The sequence below is a fragment of the Wolbachia endosymbiont of Litomosoides brasiliensis genome (genome assembly GCF_013366805.1).
GTDB lineage: Bacteria > Pseudomonadota > Alphaproteobacteria > Rickettsiales > Anaplasmataceae > Wolbachia.
The window spans coordinates 1-15,990 of record NZ_WQMO01000019.1 but is presented as its reverse complement, the minus strand read 5'-3'; the positions used below and the strand labels follow the sequence as shown (position 1 = coordinate 15,990).

Sequence of the window (15,990 nt, the reverse complement as noted above, 5' to 3'; positions counted from 1 at the left end):
TTACATAATAAAGTCTATAATACAATTGCTTTGCTTGAGAGTGCTTTATGCAAATTTATTATTTCTCTTTCTCATTCTGCAATTAAACAACTCTGCAATGTTACTTATCTGATCCACTAACAATGAGAATTGTTATCACTTCAGCATGGCTTTTTTTCCATTGTTGTCTATTCATTCCTTGCGCAGTAGGAATTAGTATAAGATGACAGAGTTTTAAAAATAAGTTATTTTTTTTTTTTAGTAAAAAGGTAGCCCATGGGTATCAAAATTGCACCTTCTATACTTTCAGCAAATTTTGCAAAATTAGGAGAAGAAGTAAAAAGAATTAACAACTTAGGTGTAGATTACATACACATAGACGTTATGGATGGAAATTTTGTCCCAAACATTACAATTGGTCCAGACGTTATCTCCGCAATACGTAAATATACTAATCTTCTTTTTGATATACACTTAATGATCCAGTCTCCCGGCAACCATATTGAAAGCTTTATAAATGCTGGCGCTAATATTATCACTATACACGCAGAAGCAGAGGTACACCTTGAAAGGCTAATAAGAAAGATAAAGTCATATAAAAATGTAAACGATGCAAAAAAAAAGGTTCAAGTTGGAGTGTCAATTGTTCCTTCAACTTCCCCAGGTGTGCTTGAGTATATAATACACGAGTTGGACGTTGTGTTAATTATGACAGTCAATCCTGGATTTGGAGGACAGGAGTTTATTTATTCACAACTGAGCAAAATATCTATTGTGAAGAAAATGATACGAGAGCGTAGTCTCAAGACGCAAATCTCAGTAGATGGTGGAGTGAGTCTTTCAAACGCAGCTGATATAATAAAAGCAGGTGCAGACATCTTAGTCGCTGGATCAGCAATATTTAGAGCTAAGAACATGAAGAGAGCTGTAAATGATTTTAAAAACCTATCATTGTAATCATATAGTCAAACACAAACCACTTCTATCATTACTAGAAGCAAAAAAATTTCTGGATGTAAGTGTCATTTACTTGAGTAGTGCCCATCTCAGTGAATCAAGTTAAAAACGTCCTTAAAGTTGTAGTAATACATATTTCCAACTAGCCTTAGTTTATCATATAAACCAAAAAGAGAAGAAATTGAATATGATAGAGCAACCAATGTCTGATCAACTTATTGATTATAACTACACCATAAAATTCATGAAAAAAAATTCAACAAATCCACAATAATTCATCTAATGAATTAGTATGGCTACTCCAGTACCCCCCACTATACACAAGCAAGAAATCAGCATAACAGATGAAACGTTGTTGAAAAATCCATTTCCTGTATATAAAACATGTAGGGTGGCAAATACACATATCATGGGCCAGGGCAACGTATTATACATCTAATGCTTAATCTTAAAAAAGAAATAAATGTGATATAAAACTGTATATTAGAGACCTTGGTAATTGGATAATAAATGTTTTAAAGCACTTTAATATCTTTGGAGAATTCAAAGAAGATAGAGTAGGTGTTTAGATGGATAACAATGGGGTAGAAGGAAAAAGTAGCACCTTTTAGCATTCGTTTAAGAAAATGGGTAACTTATACCAATTCCCCATTGTATAGGAAACAGATAGACAATAATGGAAAAGAAGCCATACTGAAGCAAGTAAAATAGCAAGGTTTAAATGGCATTGAAATAAAATTATTGATGAAAAAGTCGTCGAGTTAGTAAAAGAAATGCTGAAGAAAGTACAAAATAACACATATGTTATAAAAAAACTAGATGCTGTAATTGCAACAAAAAAGCATAGTATAACAGCCGCAGTAAAAATATGTTGCATTTCAAGAACAGCTCTAACTACGTAGATAAAGCACCTAAAATTTGGAAGAGAAGAAAAGTTGTTTGCTCCACATCAATGTCGTAGAAAAACTGATTGAATCAGAGTTGATTTGAATAAATTAAAGCATGGATACAAAAAAAACTAATATTACTATTAGAGAAATGAGATAAAAATCCAGGAAAAATTTGGCTTGAATGTCAGTAAGTCTAGTGTACCTTAATATGCAAAAAATGAAGTTTTCATATATTATACCAAGGCCAATTCATAATGAACAAGATAAAAGTAGACAGGAAGAGTTTAAAAAAACTTAATGAGACTATTGGTAAGATACTGAACAAGAGTTATCTTTTTTGACGAATCACGATTTGGCAGATATTTGAAAATTAGACACGGGTAGTTTAAAAAGGACGTTAAAACACATGGCAAAGTAAAATTAGGTGGACAAAATTTTTACCTCTACAGTGCAGTTAATTCTAGAAATGAAGAGAGTCCCAGCTCATTTGCACCGAATGTCAATACTGATCGTATGAACATATTTCTTGAGCAAATATTACAACATTTAAGAATATAAGAGGCTTTTCTTATCATGGACTATGCTAGTTAGCATAAGCCAAAAAATTTAAAGGCACCTAAAAATATCAAGATTATATATCTACCACCATATTCACCTGAGCTCAATCCTATTGAGAGACTCGGTTGTATATAAAACAGACATCTTGCATAATAAAGTCTATAATACAACTGCTTTGCTTGAGAGTGCTTTATGCAAATTTACTACCTCTCTTTCTCACTTGCAATTACACAACTCTGCAATATCACCTATTTGACCTATTAACAATGATAATTGGTATTACTGACCATTCTTAAATAAGAGAATGACAAATTACTAATATTCTCCACTTTTTTGTCTTTAATTCATCATAGCTGGTAATGCAGCAAAGCCAGAAGGAAGTTGAAGAACTTATGTTGAGTAAGTAAAATTCAAGAAAGCTATAAAAGAGAAAATTTGGTAGGTGAGTAATGGTAAAAAATTTTTTATTGACTCAATTCTATTTATCCCATAGACTTAATTTATCTTTTTATTAACTCTCAGCTAGATACACACTTTTATGTAAATTAAAGGTTGGTAAAACGATAGCTAATCTTGTTAAACTAATAAGTAAGAGTGAGAGGAGTTCGTTTTAGTACTGTTTGTAGTATTTTTATCCATATAAGTAAAGTTGATGTCCTTTTTAATAGTAGCAAATTGGAAGATGAATGGAACACGTTCCTCATTCGTTAACTTTATAGGCAAACTCAACAACAAGAACAATGAAATTACTTCTAAGCTTGTGATTTGCCCACCTTTTACATCACTTTCAGGTAATATAGAGCTAAGCAATAATATTAATATAGGAGCACAGAATTGCCATCATAAAAAATCTGGTTCTTATACAGGTGAAATTAGTGCAGAGATGCTAAAAGAGTTAAGATGTACTTACGTCATACTTGGGCATTCTGAAAGAATGCACGAAACAAATGGTGAAATAAAGCTTAAATCAGAAACAGCAATAGAATCCGGCTTACACCCAATTATTTGTGTAGGTGAAAGCTTAGAAGACCATGAAGGTAGCAAAACAAAGGAAGCAATAGAGTATCAATGCAAAAACCGTTTGCCAATACATGGTGAATATACCGTGGCATATGAACCAGTATGGGCAATAGGTACAGGACACGTGCCAAGCAATAATGCAATTGCTGAGATAATAGAAGTAATACAATTCTATACTAGTAAAAAACACGTTATATATGGCGGCTCAGTCAACTCAGAAAATATAGAAAATTTGTTGAATATCTTAAATTTATCAGGAGTTTTAATTGGCAGTGCAAGCTTAGATTTTGATTGCTTTTATAAGATTGTACAGCAAGTTGAAAAAGCTTATCAATTCTGAAATCAGTAATTAAAGAACCCTGTGATAGATATATACATTAACAGACCTAAGAAATACAAAATAGCAGCATTAATAGTTGCAGCGGGAGTAGGAAGCCGATGTAGTAATACAATTCCTAAGCAGTACATGACACTAGCAGGTAAACCTGTCTTATCGTATACAGTCAAAAAACTTTTAACTAGCCAATATATAGATCACGTAAGAGTTGTAATTAACAAAAATCATGAAGATCTTTATAGCGAAACGATAGATTCTCTACATAACTATCACTTAAGTGAAGCGGTACACCCCTTCCAGCATGCAACGCTCGAATCTAGAAAAAAAGAAGAATGGATTCCAGTGTCAAACACCGGAATGATAGGAAGCATAGATACTAAATTACTAAGTCCAGTATATGGAGGAAAAAGCAGGCAAAACTCAGTCAAACTGGGACTTGAAAGCTTGCAAAAAATTAACCCAGACTTTGTAGTTATACACGATGCTTGTAGGCCTTTTGTGTCAAATACTTTGATAGATAACTTAGCTCGATCTATGATTAATAACCAATATACAGGAATAGTACCAGCAATAGGAGTAGAAGATACTATGTCATTAATAAATAATGATTCCATTGAATCCACAATCTCAAGAGAAAGACTTAGAGCCATACAAACCCCTCAAATTTTCAATTTCAAAGAATTATTATTATACCATCGATCAAATAAAGAATTTACTGATGATTCATCACTAATGGTAGAACACAAAAAACATGTTGTAATTACCAAAGGTGAGAAAAGCAATTTTAAGTTAACCACAAAAGAGGATATTAATATGGCAAGGCTTCTTCTTGAAGAACCAAAATATCGCGTTGGAATCGGCTATGACATACATAAGTTTATTAAAGCTCAAGATAAGACTAAGAGTTTTATAAAGGTTTGCGGCGTAGAAATCAAGCATGACATGGAAATAGAAGCACATTCTGATGGTGATGTTGCAATACATGCAGTTGTTGATGCAATATTGGGAGCACTGGGATATGGCGACATAGGAGCATATTTTCCTTCGAATTTCCCTGAGTGGAGAGATTATAATTCATCTTACTTTCTCGATTTTGCTGCTAAGAAAGCAAAAAAAAAAGGATACAATGTATCCAACTTAGATATTACTATAGTTTGCGAGGAGCCTAAAATATCGCCTTACAAAATGGCAATGAAAAAGTTCATATCAAAAATATTAGAGATTGATAATGAATTTGTAAATGTTAAAGCAACCACTGCAGAAAAATTAGGTTCTATTGGGAGAAATGAAGGAATAGCAGCACACGTTTCTGTGTTATTATATAAAATAGCTCCGCTGCACAATTAATACTAATTCTTATTGCTAATGAGTCAAATGAGTCAAATAAGTGATGCCTCAGAGCGAGAAAGAGAAACTAATAAACCTGCGCAAAGCGCCCTCAAGCAAAGCAATTGTATTATAGACTTTACTACACAAAATGTTCTATTTTATATACAACCAAGTCTCTCAATAGGATTGAGCTCAGGTGAATATGGTGGTAGGTACATAGTCTCGATACTTTTAGGTACCTTTAAACTTTTTGACTTATGCTAACTAGTACAATTCATGATAAGAAAGGCTTCTTGTGTTCCTAAATATTGTGACATTCATTCAAGAAATATATTCACACAATCAGTGTTAACATTTGGTGCAAATAAGCTAGAACTCCCTTTATTTCTGGGATTAATTGTACTGTAGAGATAAAATTTTGTTCATCTAATTTTACTTTACCATGCGCTTTAACGTCCTTTTTAAACCACCTGTGCCAATTTTCAAATATCTGCCAAATCGTGATTCATCAAAAAAGATAACTCTTGTTCAGTATCTTACCAATAGTCTCATTAAGTTTTTTTAAACTCTTTCTATCTACTTTTCTCTTGTTCATTATGAATTGGTCTTGGTGTAATATACGAAAACTTCACTTTTTGCATATTACGGTATACTAGACTTACTGACATTCAAGCCAAATTTCTCCTGGATTTTTATCTCATTTCTCTAATAGTAATATTAGGTTTTTTTGTATCCATACTTCAATTTATTCAAATTAACTCTATTCAATCAGTTTTTCTACGACATTGATGTGGAGCAAACAACCTTTCTTCTCTTCCAAATTTTAGGCACTTTATCCATGCAGTTAGTGCTGTTCTTGAAATACAACATGTTTTTACTATGGCTGTTATACTGCGCTTTTTTGCTGCAATTACAGCATCTAGTTTTTTTATAACATATGTGTTATTTTGTACTTTCTTCAGCATTTCTTTTGCTGATTCCACAACTTTTTCATCCAATAATTTTGATTTCAACGCCATTTAAATCTCGCTATTTTGCTTACTTCAGATGACTCCTTTTCCATTATTGTCTATCCGTTCCCTATATAGTGGGAATTGATGTTGCAAGCAACTACGATTGCTACAAAAGTTGGAACAAGCACTGTAAAATCTACAACAACTGAATCAACAATAGTCGAAACAACCGCCACTTTGCAAGCAACTACAGCTATTATAACGCCAACCAACGTACCAACATACTTCAAATGTTAACACAAGCACTGAAAAGCCTACAATAGTCACTGTTTCACCTACTTCTATAGTAAGCAGCACTCGATGAGCAAACCTTCAACAAGTCAACAGCTCAAACAAGTACTGAAAAGTTTACAATAATGGAACCCATAACAGTAGCTGTTACCTCACAAACAACAACAGCAACTGAACGAGTAATAATGTCAACTCACGTTCTAATAACAAATTCAGAGAAAAATACACAAACAATATTTACTATACCAAGTACTAGAGAAATAAAAGAATCAACAACTCCTAATATCTACCACGACTTTACTTCTTCAATCACTCATTCTACATAACCGGCTCGACGTTGCTATAGCAGGCAAACCTAACGAGGCAAGAATAATAGCTGGATCTGTACCTGGAGCAGCAGGGTAAAGAATACCCCATCTTAATGCCATCCCTGTGCTAGAATTAGCTGATTTGGATTATAAAAGTCAATCACATTCGAACAGCAATGAGGAACTTTTTATCAGTGTAATAGCAGACAAGCAGTCCTAAAATAGTGCTAAATAGTAAACCAGTAGAAAAGCAGTAGTCAATTAGGTAGTTCATTACCTGGAAGCAGAAAAGTTTATGATCTAAAAAAGATTACCCTATGATAGCAATGATATATTAGGACATCATCTCTAGCTATCGCCTGATGTTTAATAGCATACCATTGACTCGTGGGAATTATTTCATTTTTATGATTTTCGTGTTAAAATATAATTTCTAGGTGAAATAAGTAGCTGCTGTTGTGTGATAAACACAGCAGAGGAAAGTCCGGGCTCCAAGGGAAAATAATGACGGGTAATACCCGCCGGAGGTAACTCCAGTTATAGGGCTACAGAAAATTACCGCCTAAATATCTTTAGGTAAGGGTGAAAAGGTGTGGTAAGAGCACACCATAGCAATGGCAACATTGGTAGTCGAGTAACCAACATTAGGAGCAAGATTAAATTAAGGGTAGACTTTATGTTTTCCTCATATCTACTCGGGTAAATCGCATGCAGTAAATGGTAACATTTACTTCAGATAAATAGCTACATAAACAGAACTCGGCTTATATTTCACCTAGACATTCACATAAACATAGGTTACGCTATACTTTAAAATATATAAGCATTTTATGCATTGTCCTTAACCTGTTCTGCTTGATAGTCGCTATTATTTTCCCCCACATTGACATTGGAATACTCTTCCTCATCAACATACTCTTTCAGGACATACCCTCTGCCCCAAACAGTTTCTATGTGGCTTTTTCCATCATTCGCATTTTCAAGTTTCTTACGCAATTTGCACATAAAGACATCAACTATCTTATTATCTGAAGGTTCATCTAAGCCATTATAAAGATGATTTAAAAACATTTCTTTTGTTAGTACTGTTCCCTTGCGTAACGCCAGCAATTCTATCATAGAATATTCTTTGTTAGTAAGGTGAACTGTTTTACCTTTTACCTCAACAACCCTATGATCAAAATTAATATTTATATTACCAATCTTTATCACTGATTCAGGATGACCTTTAGTACGACGCACTATTGCTTTTATTCGAGCAAGTAGTTCACTTTTATGAAATGGCTTAGTTAAGTAGTCATCAGCACCGTACCCAAGCCCCTTAGCTTTATGATTAACAGCAGATATACACGAAAGTATTAAGACGGGAACTTTAATTTTTGCACTTCTTAATCTCAACAATATATCATACCCATCAATATCGCCAGGCAAGTGTATATCTAAAATAACTAAGTCATAGTGATCTCCATTTGAAGAAACCATATTGTTGTTGTAGTCTTGCGCAGAAGTTACAACATCACAAAAGTGCCCATCAGAAGTCAAAGCGTTAACTACAGTCTTTGCACTCACTTGATCATCTTCAATTAGTAATATACGCATATTTTACACCTCGTAAATAATTTATAATTTTAGTAATATATATAACTAAGGAAAGTAACAAATCAAACTTTTATTAACAAACGGCCAAAATTACTAACAGTAAACATATCATTCCAAAACTATATCAACAGATCTAAAAATATAATAGATATAATATATATCATAAGAGTAACACTGTTTTTAGTAAACATTGAACTAAAGTTGTTACCATTATAAAGAACACTTAGGTTAATAAATATTTAACTATCTTATAACCTATATTATATTTTTAATTTACTTATTCTGTTATTCTAAAGTATAAGTAATACTTTTCAGGAACACTGTGTGACAATATCAATTTTAGGTGCTGGTGCATGGGGTACAGCAATTGCAAATTCACTGAGTGATAAGCAAGATGTAATTCTATGGACTCGCAATAAAACCACATTTGAATCAATTAGCAAAACAAGAGAAAGCGACAAATTACTAGGCTGTCAAATTCCTGACAATGTATCAGTAAAATTGGCTATTGAAGAAACAGTTAACGCTTCAGCAATGATCTTTGCTATTCCCACTCAATCTCTGAGAAAAGTATGTCAGCAATTACACGATTGTAACTTAAAAAAAGATGTAGCAATAATTTTAGCCTGTAAAGGGATAGAAAAATCTACATTAAAACTACCAAGTGAAATAGTAAATGAAGTCTTACCCAACAACCCGGTTGCCATTTTCTCAGGCCCCAGTTTCGCTATAGAAGTTGCGAAAAAATTACCCTATTCAATGGTTCTTGCATGTCAAGATGACACATTAGGTTCAAAGCTAATATCAGAACTACAACAGGAAAACACAAAATTGCACTTCAGTAGCGATGTTATAGGAGTACAGATCTGCGCAGCACTAAAGAACGTTTTTGCTATAGCATGTGGAATTGTTCTGGGTAAAAAACTTGGATTTAATGCCCACGCAGCACTGATAACAAAAAGCATGAATGAAGTAAAGACCTTATATCTAGCAAAAACAGACAGCTTTAGCATAGACATAGACACTCTACTTGGACCAGCATGTCTGGGAGACCTAATTATGACATGTACATCCTTGAATTCAAGAAACCTGTCCTTTGGGCTTAAAATAGGTAGTTGTAACAATATCTTTGACGTTCAGCAGACTCTGTCAGAAGATAAGTCAGTGATTGAAGGTTTTAGCACCGCTCAATCTGCATTTAATTTAGCAGAGAAACTAAATATAAAAATGCCTATATGTGAAGCAGTATATAGATTATTGTATGAAAGTGCATCTATAGAGGATGCCATTTTCGTTTTTGTAGGTTAATTTTGTAGTCCGGTGCGCTGTGAAATTTTTATATAAATTGATATCAACATGGTGGCTATCTGGTACAGTAAAAAAAATGCCAGGCACTGTAGGCAGCTTAGCTGCTTATCCAATTGTTCCCCTAGTACTAGGTGACAAAATTTTAGGCGTGGCAGTTATCCTTTTCTTATTCTTAATTGGATTATGGTCCACGGGCAATTACATAAAACATTACCAGACTTCACATGATCCAAAAGAGGTAGTAATTGACGAAGTAGTTGGTCAATTGCTGACAATATTTCTAATTTCAGAATCACTAAACCAAGAGGTGAATTGCTCTTTATTGCTGTTGTGCTTTCTTCTCTTTAGGTTTTTTGATATAATAAAAACGTGGCCTATAAACTTGATCGATAAAAATATCAAAGGTCCTCTAGGCGTTATGCTAGACGACATTATAGCTGCAATTTCAGCCTGTATTCTTATAGGGGCTTTTTACTGTCTGTGTATGCGGGATAAGAAAATTTATTATTCAAGCTTAGTTACTCAAAATCTAAAGGATTATATACTTTATACAGCTGACTTATCTAAGTGGGAAGTACATGATAAATTCGATAATGTTACATTTACAATAAATGGCACTAGAGAGTCATTATTTAATTTTGTGTTTTGTGAAGATCAACGTACTGAGCTTTCTGTACAAAAAACTCTAGCTTATCTCAAAGCAAGAGATATAGAAGCAACATGGGTGATGAATTCGCATACAAAGACACAGGGCATTTTAGAAAAGTGTGGGATAAAACACGTTAGCACACCAAAAAAAGTTTTACTTAACATGAAAAATTACTTCTTGCCTGCTGATGTCGTTCCAGGCTTAAAGTTGAACGCTGTAACTAGTAGCAACCTCTTAGAACAGCTAGATTCATATACTTCTAAGATTTTTCACCACAGCACTGGAATTGTTAGCACATTTTTTCGCGGGTTATCAAGTTATGATGATAAAAATTCAGGATTAAGATTTTTTCTTGTAACACTAGACAATGAAATTATTGGAACATGCGGCTTTTATACTCAAGACGGCATAGCAGGTTTTTATAGTGATGGAGTTTTGCCAATTTATAGAAACCGTGGGATAGGTACACAAATGGTTTTAGAGAGAATCAAAATAATTCAGCAGCTTGAATGCAAATATGTAGTAGCACATTGCATGAAACCTTCTATCAACCTTTATAAGAGACTGGGTTTTCAGATATTAGGCAATCTTTACTTGTACACTTCTTCAGCGTAACTTAACATACCCTTACCAAGAGGTTATAAATTTTTACGTCTGTTTTAAAGGTACTATGTTTTTTCTGTACGAAGTAGTTTTATTGTTAATTTTAATATTATTCTTTCTTTCTTATTCTAAGTTAAAAGTGGATAATAAAATTAAGAGTCTACAACATCAAAATATTATAATAAATAATTTAATCGATACTGTGGATGATGGGTTTTATATTTGGGATTCAAAAAAACGTATAGAAAAATTTTCTCCCAACTTATTGATCTTACTTAACACTGTCTTTTACTCATTCAATGAGTTTGCAAACTTTTTTGAGCAATCAGAAAGCTTAATTAAAAATTTCACTGAGGCAAAGGAAATAAATAAATCTTTCACTTTGGATTTAAAGTCAAAAGACGGTGAAGTTTATTGTATGTGTTATGGCAGAAGCATAATAGACAATTCCAACAAAGTTATTGGTGTGCTGTTGTGGATAAGAAATATCTCAGACTATAAGATAAAAGCCAACGCACTTGAATTAGAAAACAACAAGCTCACACAAGAAATAGAGCACTATAGAAATATCTTCAACTCTTTGCCATTTCCAATACTAAAATATAATGAGAATAAAAAAGTAAAGTTCTGTAACTTATTTTATGATAAATATATAAATAGCTCTCAGAGATTGGCTGTCGCTAGTAGCGTCTACAACGCAAAATCAGGAAAACATGTAATCACTTGTAAAAACGAACGCAAGGTTTTTGATTTTATTAAAATTCCAATACGAAGTTCCGGCAGTATGGTGATGTATGGAAAAGATATTAGTGATGCAGAGGGGTTACGTGCTGAATTAGATAGTTACCTGACTACACAAAAAAATTTACTTGAGGAGTTACCAATTGCTATCGCAATATATAGTAAGAATCAAAAACTAAAGTTTTACAATAACGCTTTTGTAAAAACCTTTCAATTTGATACAAAATTTTTGATATCTTATCCAACTTACCATGAAGTCATGCTTTATCTATTTGAATCTAAAAAGCTTCTAGAAAAAGAAGATTTTCAAACCATTAGTAACCAAAGGCATGAGTTGTTTAAAAAATTATTCGGGCCACATAATGATACAATCCATCTCACAAACGGAAAAGTATTCAGAATACTAACGATACCCTATGCTTCAGAAGGCTTGCTTTTTGCATACAAGGAGTACAAAAGATAGAGCTTAAAATCCTTCTCTTTCTATCATAAGCTGTTTTATTCTTGCTATTGCTCTTGCTGGATTAAGCCCTTTAGGGCAGGTTTTTGTGCAATTCATTATTGTATGACAACGATACAACTTAAATGGGTCATTTAAGGCATTAAGTCTTTCATCTGTTTTATTATCACGACTATCAGCAATCCATCTATAAGCTTGTAATAGTATCGCTGGTCCCAAAAATTTATTATTGTTCCACCAATAGCTTGGACAACCAGTTGAGCAGCAAGCACACAATATACAATCAGAAAGGCCATCCAGTTTTTTTCTATCTTCAGGAGATTGTAAATATTCTTGATTTAGCAGATTGGGCTTATCTACCTGCAACCAAGGACTAACTGATTTATATTGCTCATAAAATTGGCTCAAGTCTGAAACTAGATCTTTTATTACATACATATGAGGTAATGGATATATTTTTATATCACCCTTTATATCGTATATAGATTTAGTACATGCAAGAGTATTGGTTCCATCAATATTCATAGCACAAGATCCACATATTCCTTCTCTGCAAGAGCGTCTAAAAGTTAAGGTGGGATCTATTTCATCCTTTATTTTTATCAACGCATCAAGCACCATAGAGCCACAATTATCCATATCAATGAAAAACATATCTACTCTAGGATTTTTCTCACCATCAGCAGACCAACGGTAAATTTGAAATCTTCTAACATTTTTTGCTCTAGTAGGAGCAGGGTAAATCTTGCCTTTTTCATTAACTTTAGAATTTTTTGGCAAAGAAAACTGGACCATATTGCTTACCTTTTATCGTCTATAGCTAAAAACCCCTTTACTCTTCAGATAACATATTTTGGCATCATCCGCTATATTTTTATTAAATTCTTTTTAAATTGCACACATATTGTAGCCAAGCGAAGTTAAAATCCTACCTTCCAGACTTTTCATTACAACTTCCTCACCTTTTTTTTGGTGATCATAGCCAACTAAATGCAATAATCCATGCACTAACATATGTGCAACATGAGCTAGAATGGGTATATGATACTTATCTGATTCTTTTCTCACTGTGTCTATTGAAATCGCTATGTCTCCTAAGTCGCATTCACTAGATAATTGCTCACACGGGAACGATAGCACGTTAGTTGGCTTATCCATCTGCCTAAATCTTAAATTAAGTTGATGCAGTAAATCATCATCAGCAAGAGCAATCGATATATTCGGTTTATATTGGCCTATTTTCAACTCTTTGAGAAAGGCATTTATAACATTCAATGTAAAGCCCTCTGGATCTTCTATAATGCTGTACCACTTCCTATCAAAAATATTTACTTCTAACATGAGTGACACACCAAGAAGGGCGTTACACACTGAAATGACATCATTTGTGAATTAAAATGACAAGTATTACACATCACTCATTTTTACTATTTCATTCCATTTGATTTCTGAAACTGGAAAAATTGATAAGCGCGCTTGTTTTAAGATGACTATGTTTTCTAAAAGCAGACTTCTTTTTACATCGCTTAACGTTACTTGACTAAGTAAAGGCTTAGAAAATTTTACATCCACCAACCCAAACCTAGAACCACTAACATGCGGGTACTCTTTAAATACTTCAGTCGCTTTCTCTTTACTTGTATGATACAAAAACGCAAAATCACCTAATTTCATAGTTTTTATATAATTTTGAGCTTGATAGTTGTATACACCATCTTATCTAACCTCCTGCTCTCTTTCCATTCTTTGCCATGAATATTCACTTAGCTCTGACTTAAGTAGCCAAAACTGCATTACTTCTTTCTTCTTAAATAAGCTGGTATGTCATAGATATTGCTACTCCACTTAACTCCTTCACCTACTTGTTCAGCTTGTTTTGCCTCTGGAAATGGAGTTTGGCTATAAGACCACTCGAACTTTTCCTCCTCTGAAGTCCCGTCTTGATTTACAGATGAAGTTTCTGGCTTGTCATTGCAAGTAACGCTATAATCAATGCCAGTTGCAAGAACAGAGACCCTAACTCTTCCTTCCATTGCTTGATCAAAGGTAGCACCAAATATTATATTTGCATTTTCATCTACTTCTTCACGCACCCTATTCGCCGCAGCATCAACTTCAAACAGAGTCATATCTGTACCGCCGGTAATATTAATCAATATTCCTTGCGCCCCTTTCATTGACACATTATCAAGCAATGGATTAGATATTGCAGCTTCTGCAGCACTGATTGCTCTACCTTCTCCCTCTGCTTCCCCAGTACCAATCATTGCTTTACCCATTTCACTCATTACTGTTTCTATATCAGCAAAATCAAGATTAATGAGCCCTGGCATAACCATTAAGTCAGTTACCCCCCTAATGCCAATATGCAGCACATTGTCAGCAAGTTTAAACGCATCAGAGAATGTAGTTTTCTCATTGGCAATCCTAAATAAGTTTTGGTTTGGAATGACAATAAGCGTATCTACGCATTTTTGTAATTCTTCAAGCCCAAGCTCCGCAATACGCATACGGCGCACACCTTCAAAGTCAAATGGCTTGGTTACAACTCCAACAGTTAATATCTTTTTTTTTGACGCTTTATCCTTAACTGCAGCACTTGTCTCTCTTGCTGCTTTTGCAATTACTGGTGCTGCACCTGTTCCAGTGCCACCACCCATCCCTGCCGTAATGAAAAGCATATGACTATCTTTTATATGTTCCATAATCTCACTGATTGACTCTTCTGCGGCACCTTTGCCAACATTAGGCAAAGCACCAGCACCAAGACCCTTAGTTAAATTAATACCCAACTGAATTTTCTTATCACATAACGATTTTTCTAGTGCTTGAGCATCAGTATTTGCTACAACAAAATTCACTCCTTGCAAACCAGATTGGATCATATTGTTCACAGCATTCCCACCAGCACCGCCCACCCCTACAACGGTAATTCTTGGGCGTAATATAGGCAGCTCTGGTAAACTAAGGTCAATTGACATTTAAATTACTCAAATTCAGTGAATTCACTTGATAATAAGTTACTACCTTTTTAGTAACATGCAAATACTTTTCATCTCCACATACATAAATAGTAAACGTGGTTTACTTATTACCAATATTTATATTAATAGTTACCATCAATCAATAGATGGTAACTATTAATACCAATTCCACTATAGAAGGAACGGATAGATAATAATGGAAAAGAAGTCATGCTGAAGCAAGTAAAATAACAAAGGTTTAAATGGCGTTAAAATCAAAATTACCGGATAAAAACGTCATAAAATCAGCAAAAGAAATGCTGAAGAAAGTGTAAAATAACGCGTATATTGCAAAAAAACTAAATGATGTAATTGCAGCAAAAAGCACAGTATAACAGCTGTAGCAAAAATATGCTGCATTTCAAGATAGCATCAACTGCATGGACAAAGCACCTAAAATTTAGAAAAGAAGAAAAATTATTTACTCCTCAAAGCCGTAAAAAGACTAGATTGAATCAGAGTCAATTTGAACAGGTTGAAGTATGGATACAAGAAACCCATAATATTACCATTAAAGAAATGGGAACAATCAGGAAAGATTTGGCTTGATGTCAGCAAGTCTACAGTACATCGTAATATGCAAAAAATGAAGTTTTCATATATTACGCAACACCAATTTACACTGAATAGAATATAAGGTAGACAGGAAGAGTTTAAAAGACTCAATGAGGCTATTAGCAAGTATCCTGAAAAAAAGTTACTCATCTTTGATGAATTGCGATTTGGCACACATTCGAAAGTTGAACGCAGGTGTTTTAAAAAGGGCGTTAGAACGCAGGTTAAAGTAAAATTAGGTAGACAAAATTTTTATCTCTACAGTGCAGTTAACCCTAGAAACGGAGAGAATTCTAGCTTATTTGCACTAATGTTAACACTGATTGTATGAATATGTTTCTTGAACAAATGTTACAATATTTAGGAACATGGAGAGTCTTTCTTGTCATGGATTGTTCTAGTTAATATAAGTCAAAAAATTTAAATGCAC

At 33.7% G+C, this 15,990-nt stretch carries 13 protein-coding genes, 1 other RNA gene and 4 pseudogenes; 10 read left to right on the top strand and 8 right to left on the bottom strand.

Annotated features, from left to right (window positions below):
- The first annotated feature begins 255 nt into the window (after nt 1–255).
- From rpe to ispF, 4 genes and pseudogenes are all read left to right on the top strand, one after another.
- Complete coding sequence (gene rpe, locus GO684_RS04215) at nt 256–936, top strand: ribulose-phosphate 3-epimerase (RefSeq protein WP_175939185.1); 681 nt, start codon at nt 256–258, stop codon at nt 934–936.
- 773 nt (nt 937–1,709) lie between these two features.
- Nucleotides 1,710–2,648: pseudogene (locus GO684_RS04210) on the top strand (IS630 family transposase).
- 388 nt (nt 2,649–3,036) lie between these two features.
- On the top strand, nt 3,037–3,744 hold the full coding sequence (locus GO684_RS04205; RefSeq protein ID WP_175939183.1) for a triosephosphate isomerase: 708 nt from the start codon (nt 3,037–3,039) through the stop codon (nt 3,742–3,744).
- Nucleotides 3,745–3,774: 30 nt separating this feature from the next.
- Nucleotides 3,775–5,088, top strand: a complete 1,314-nt coding sequence (gene ispF / locus GO684_RS04200; protein ID WP_369408529.1) for a 2-C-methyl-D-erythritol 2,4-cyclodiphosphate synthase — start codon at nt 3,775–3,777, stop codon at nt 5,086–5,088.
- Nucleotides 5,089–5,136: 48 nt separating this feature from the next.
- Here ispF and GO684_RS05335 read toward each other — a convergent pair.
- The 3 genes and pseudogenes from GO684_RS05335 to GO684_RS05640 form a co-directional block, all read right to left on the bottom strand.
- A pseudogene (locus tag GO684_RS05335) lies at nt 5,137–6,089 on the bottom strand (IS630 family transposase).
- Between the two features lie 50 nt (nt 6,090–6,139).
- Nucleotides 6,140–6,313, bottom strand: coding sequence for a hypothetical protein (locus GO684_RS04185; RefSeq protein ID WP_175939179.1), 174 nt, complete (start codon nt 6,311–6,313; stop codon nt 6,140–6,142).
- Between the two features lie 306 nt (nt 6,314–6,619).
- Nucleotides 6,620–6,742, bottom strand: a complete 123-nt coding sequence (locus GO684_RS05640; protein ID WP_255419664.1) for a hypothetical protein — start codon at nt 6,740–6,742, stop codon at nt 6,620–6,622.
- A gap of 313 nt (nt 6,743–7,055) precedes the next feature.
- Here GO684_RS05640 and rnpB point away from each other — a divergent pair.
- Nucleotides 7,056–7,405: RNase P RNA component class A (gene rnpB / locus GO684_RS04180), an RNA gene on the top strand.
- A 45-nt stretch (nt 7,406–7,450) separates the two neighbouring features.
- Here the strand turns inward: rnpB and GO684_RS04175 are convergent.
- Nucleotides 7,451–8,221: a response regulator transcription factor gene (locus tag GO684_RS04175; RefSeq protein ID WP_175939176.1), complete on the bottom strand. Its 771-nt coding sequence runs from the start codon at nt 8,219–8,221 to the stop codon at nt 7,451–7,453.
- A 324-nt stretch (nt 8,222–8,545) separates the two neighbouring features.
- Between GO684_RS04175 and GO684_RS04170 the strand changes: the two genes are divergently transcribed.
- The 4 genes and pseudogenes from GO684_RS04170 to GO684_RS04155 all read left to right on the top strand — a co-directional run bounded on the left by GO684_RS04170 (nt 8,546) and on the right by GO684_RS04155 (nt 11,985).
- Nucleotides 8,546–9,529 carry an NAD(P)H-dependent glycerol-3-phosphate dehydrogenase gene (locus GO684_RS04170; protein ID WP_175939174.1) on the top strand — a complete coding sequence of 328 codons (984 nt, stop codon included), beginning with the start codon at nt 8,546–8,548 and terminating at the stop codon, nt 9,527–9,529.
- A 19-nt stretch (nt 9,530–9,548) separates the two neighbouring features.
- A pseudogene (locus GO684_RS04165) lies at nt 9,549–10,016 on the top strand (phosphatidylglycerophosphatase A family protein); the annotation flags it as partial.
- The gene (locus GO684_RS05820) at nt 10,014–10,793 is read left to right on the top strand and encodes a GNAT family N-acetyltransferase (RefSeq protein WP_175939187.1); all 780 of its coding nucleotides are present in this window, start codon (nt 10,014–10,016) and stop codon (nt 10,791–10,793) included. The pseudogene GO684_RS04165 and the gene GO684_RS05820, both read left to right, overlap by 3 nt.
- Nucleotides 10,794–10,848: 55 nt before the next feature.
- Nucleotides 10,849–11,985, top strand: a complete 1,137-nt coding sequence (locus GO684_RS04155) for a transcriptional regulator (protein WP_175939172.1) — start codon at nt 10,849–10,851, stop codon at nt 11,983–11,985.
- 3 nt (nt 11,986–11,988) lie between these two features.
- On the opposite strand, the gene GO684_RS04150 is transcribed toward GO684_RS04155, so the two are convergent.
- The 4 genes and pseudogenes from GO684_RS04150 to ftsZ all read right to left on the bottom strand — a co-directional run bounded on the left by GO684_RS04150 (nt 11,989) and on the right by ftsZ (nt 14,963).
- On the bottom strand, nt 11,989–12,777 hold the full coding sequence (locus GO684_RS04150) for a succinate dehydrogenase iron-sulfur subunit (RefSeq protein ID WP_175939170.1): 789 nt from the start codon (nt 12,775–12,777) through the stop codon (nt 11,989–11,991).
- 93 nt (nt 12,778–12,870) lie between these two features.
- The gene (gene ybeY / locus GO684_RS04145) at nt 12,871–13,323 is read right to left on the bottom strand and encodes an rRNA maturation RNase YbeY (protein ID WP_175939168.1); all 453 of its coding nucleotides are present in this window, start codon (nt 13,321–13,323) and stop codon (nt 12,871–12,873) included.
- Between the two features lie 66 nt (nt 13,324–13,389).
- A pseudogene (locus GO684_RS04140) lies at nt 13,390–13,686 on the bottom strand (EVE domain-containing protein); the annotation flags it as partial.
- An 89-nt stretch (nt 13,687–13,775) separates the two neighbouring features.
- Entirely contained in the window at nt 13,776–14,963 is a 1,188-nt protein-coding gene (gene ftsZ, locus GO684_RS04135; RefSeq protein WP_175939166.1) for a cell division protein FtsZ, read from the bottom strand.
- 393 nt (nt 14,964–15,356) lie between these two features.
- Between ftsZ and GO684_RS04130 the strand changes: the two genes are divergently transcribed.
- Complete coding sequence (locus tag GO684_RS04130; protein WP_175939164.1) at nt 15,357–15,554, top strand: hypothetical protein; 198 nt, start codon at nt 15,357–15,359, stop codon at nt 15,552–15,554.
- The last annotated feature ends 436 nt before the right edge of the window (nt 15,555–15,990 follow it).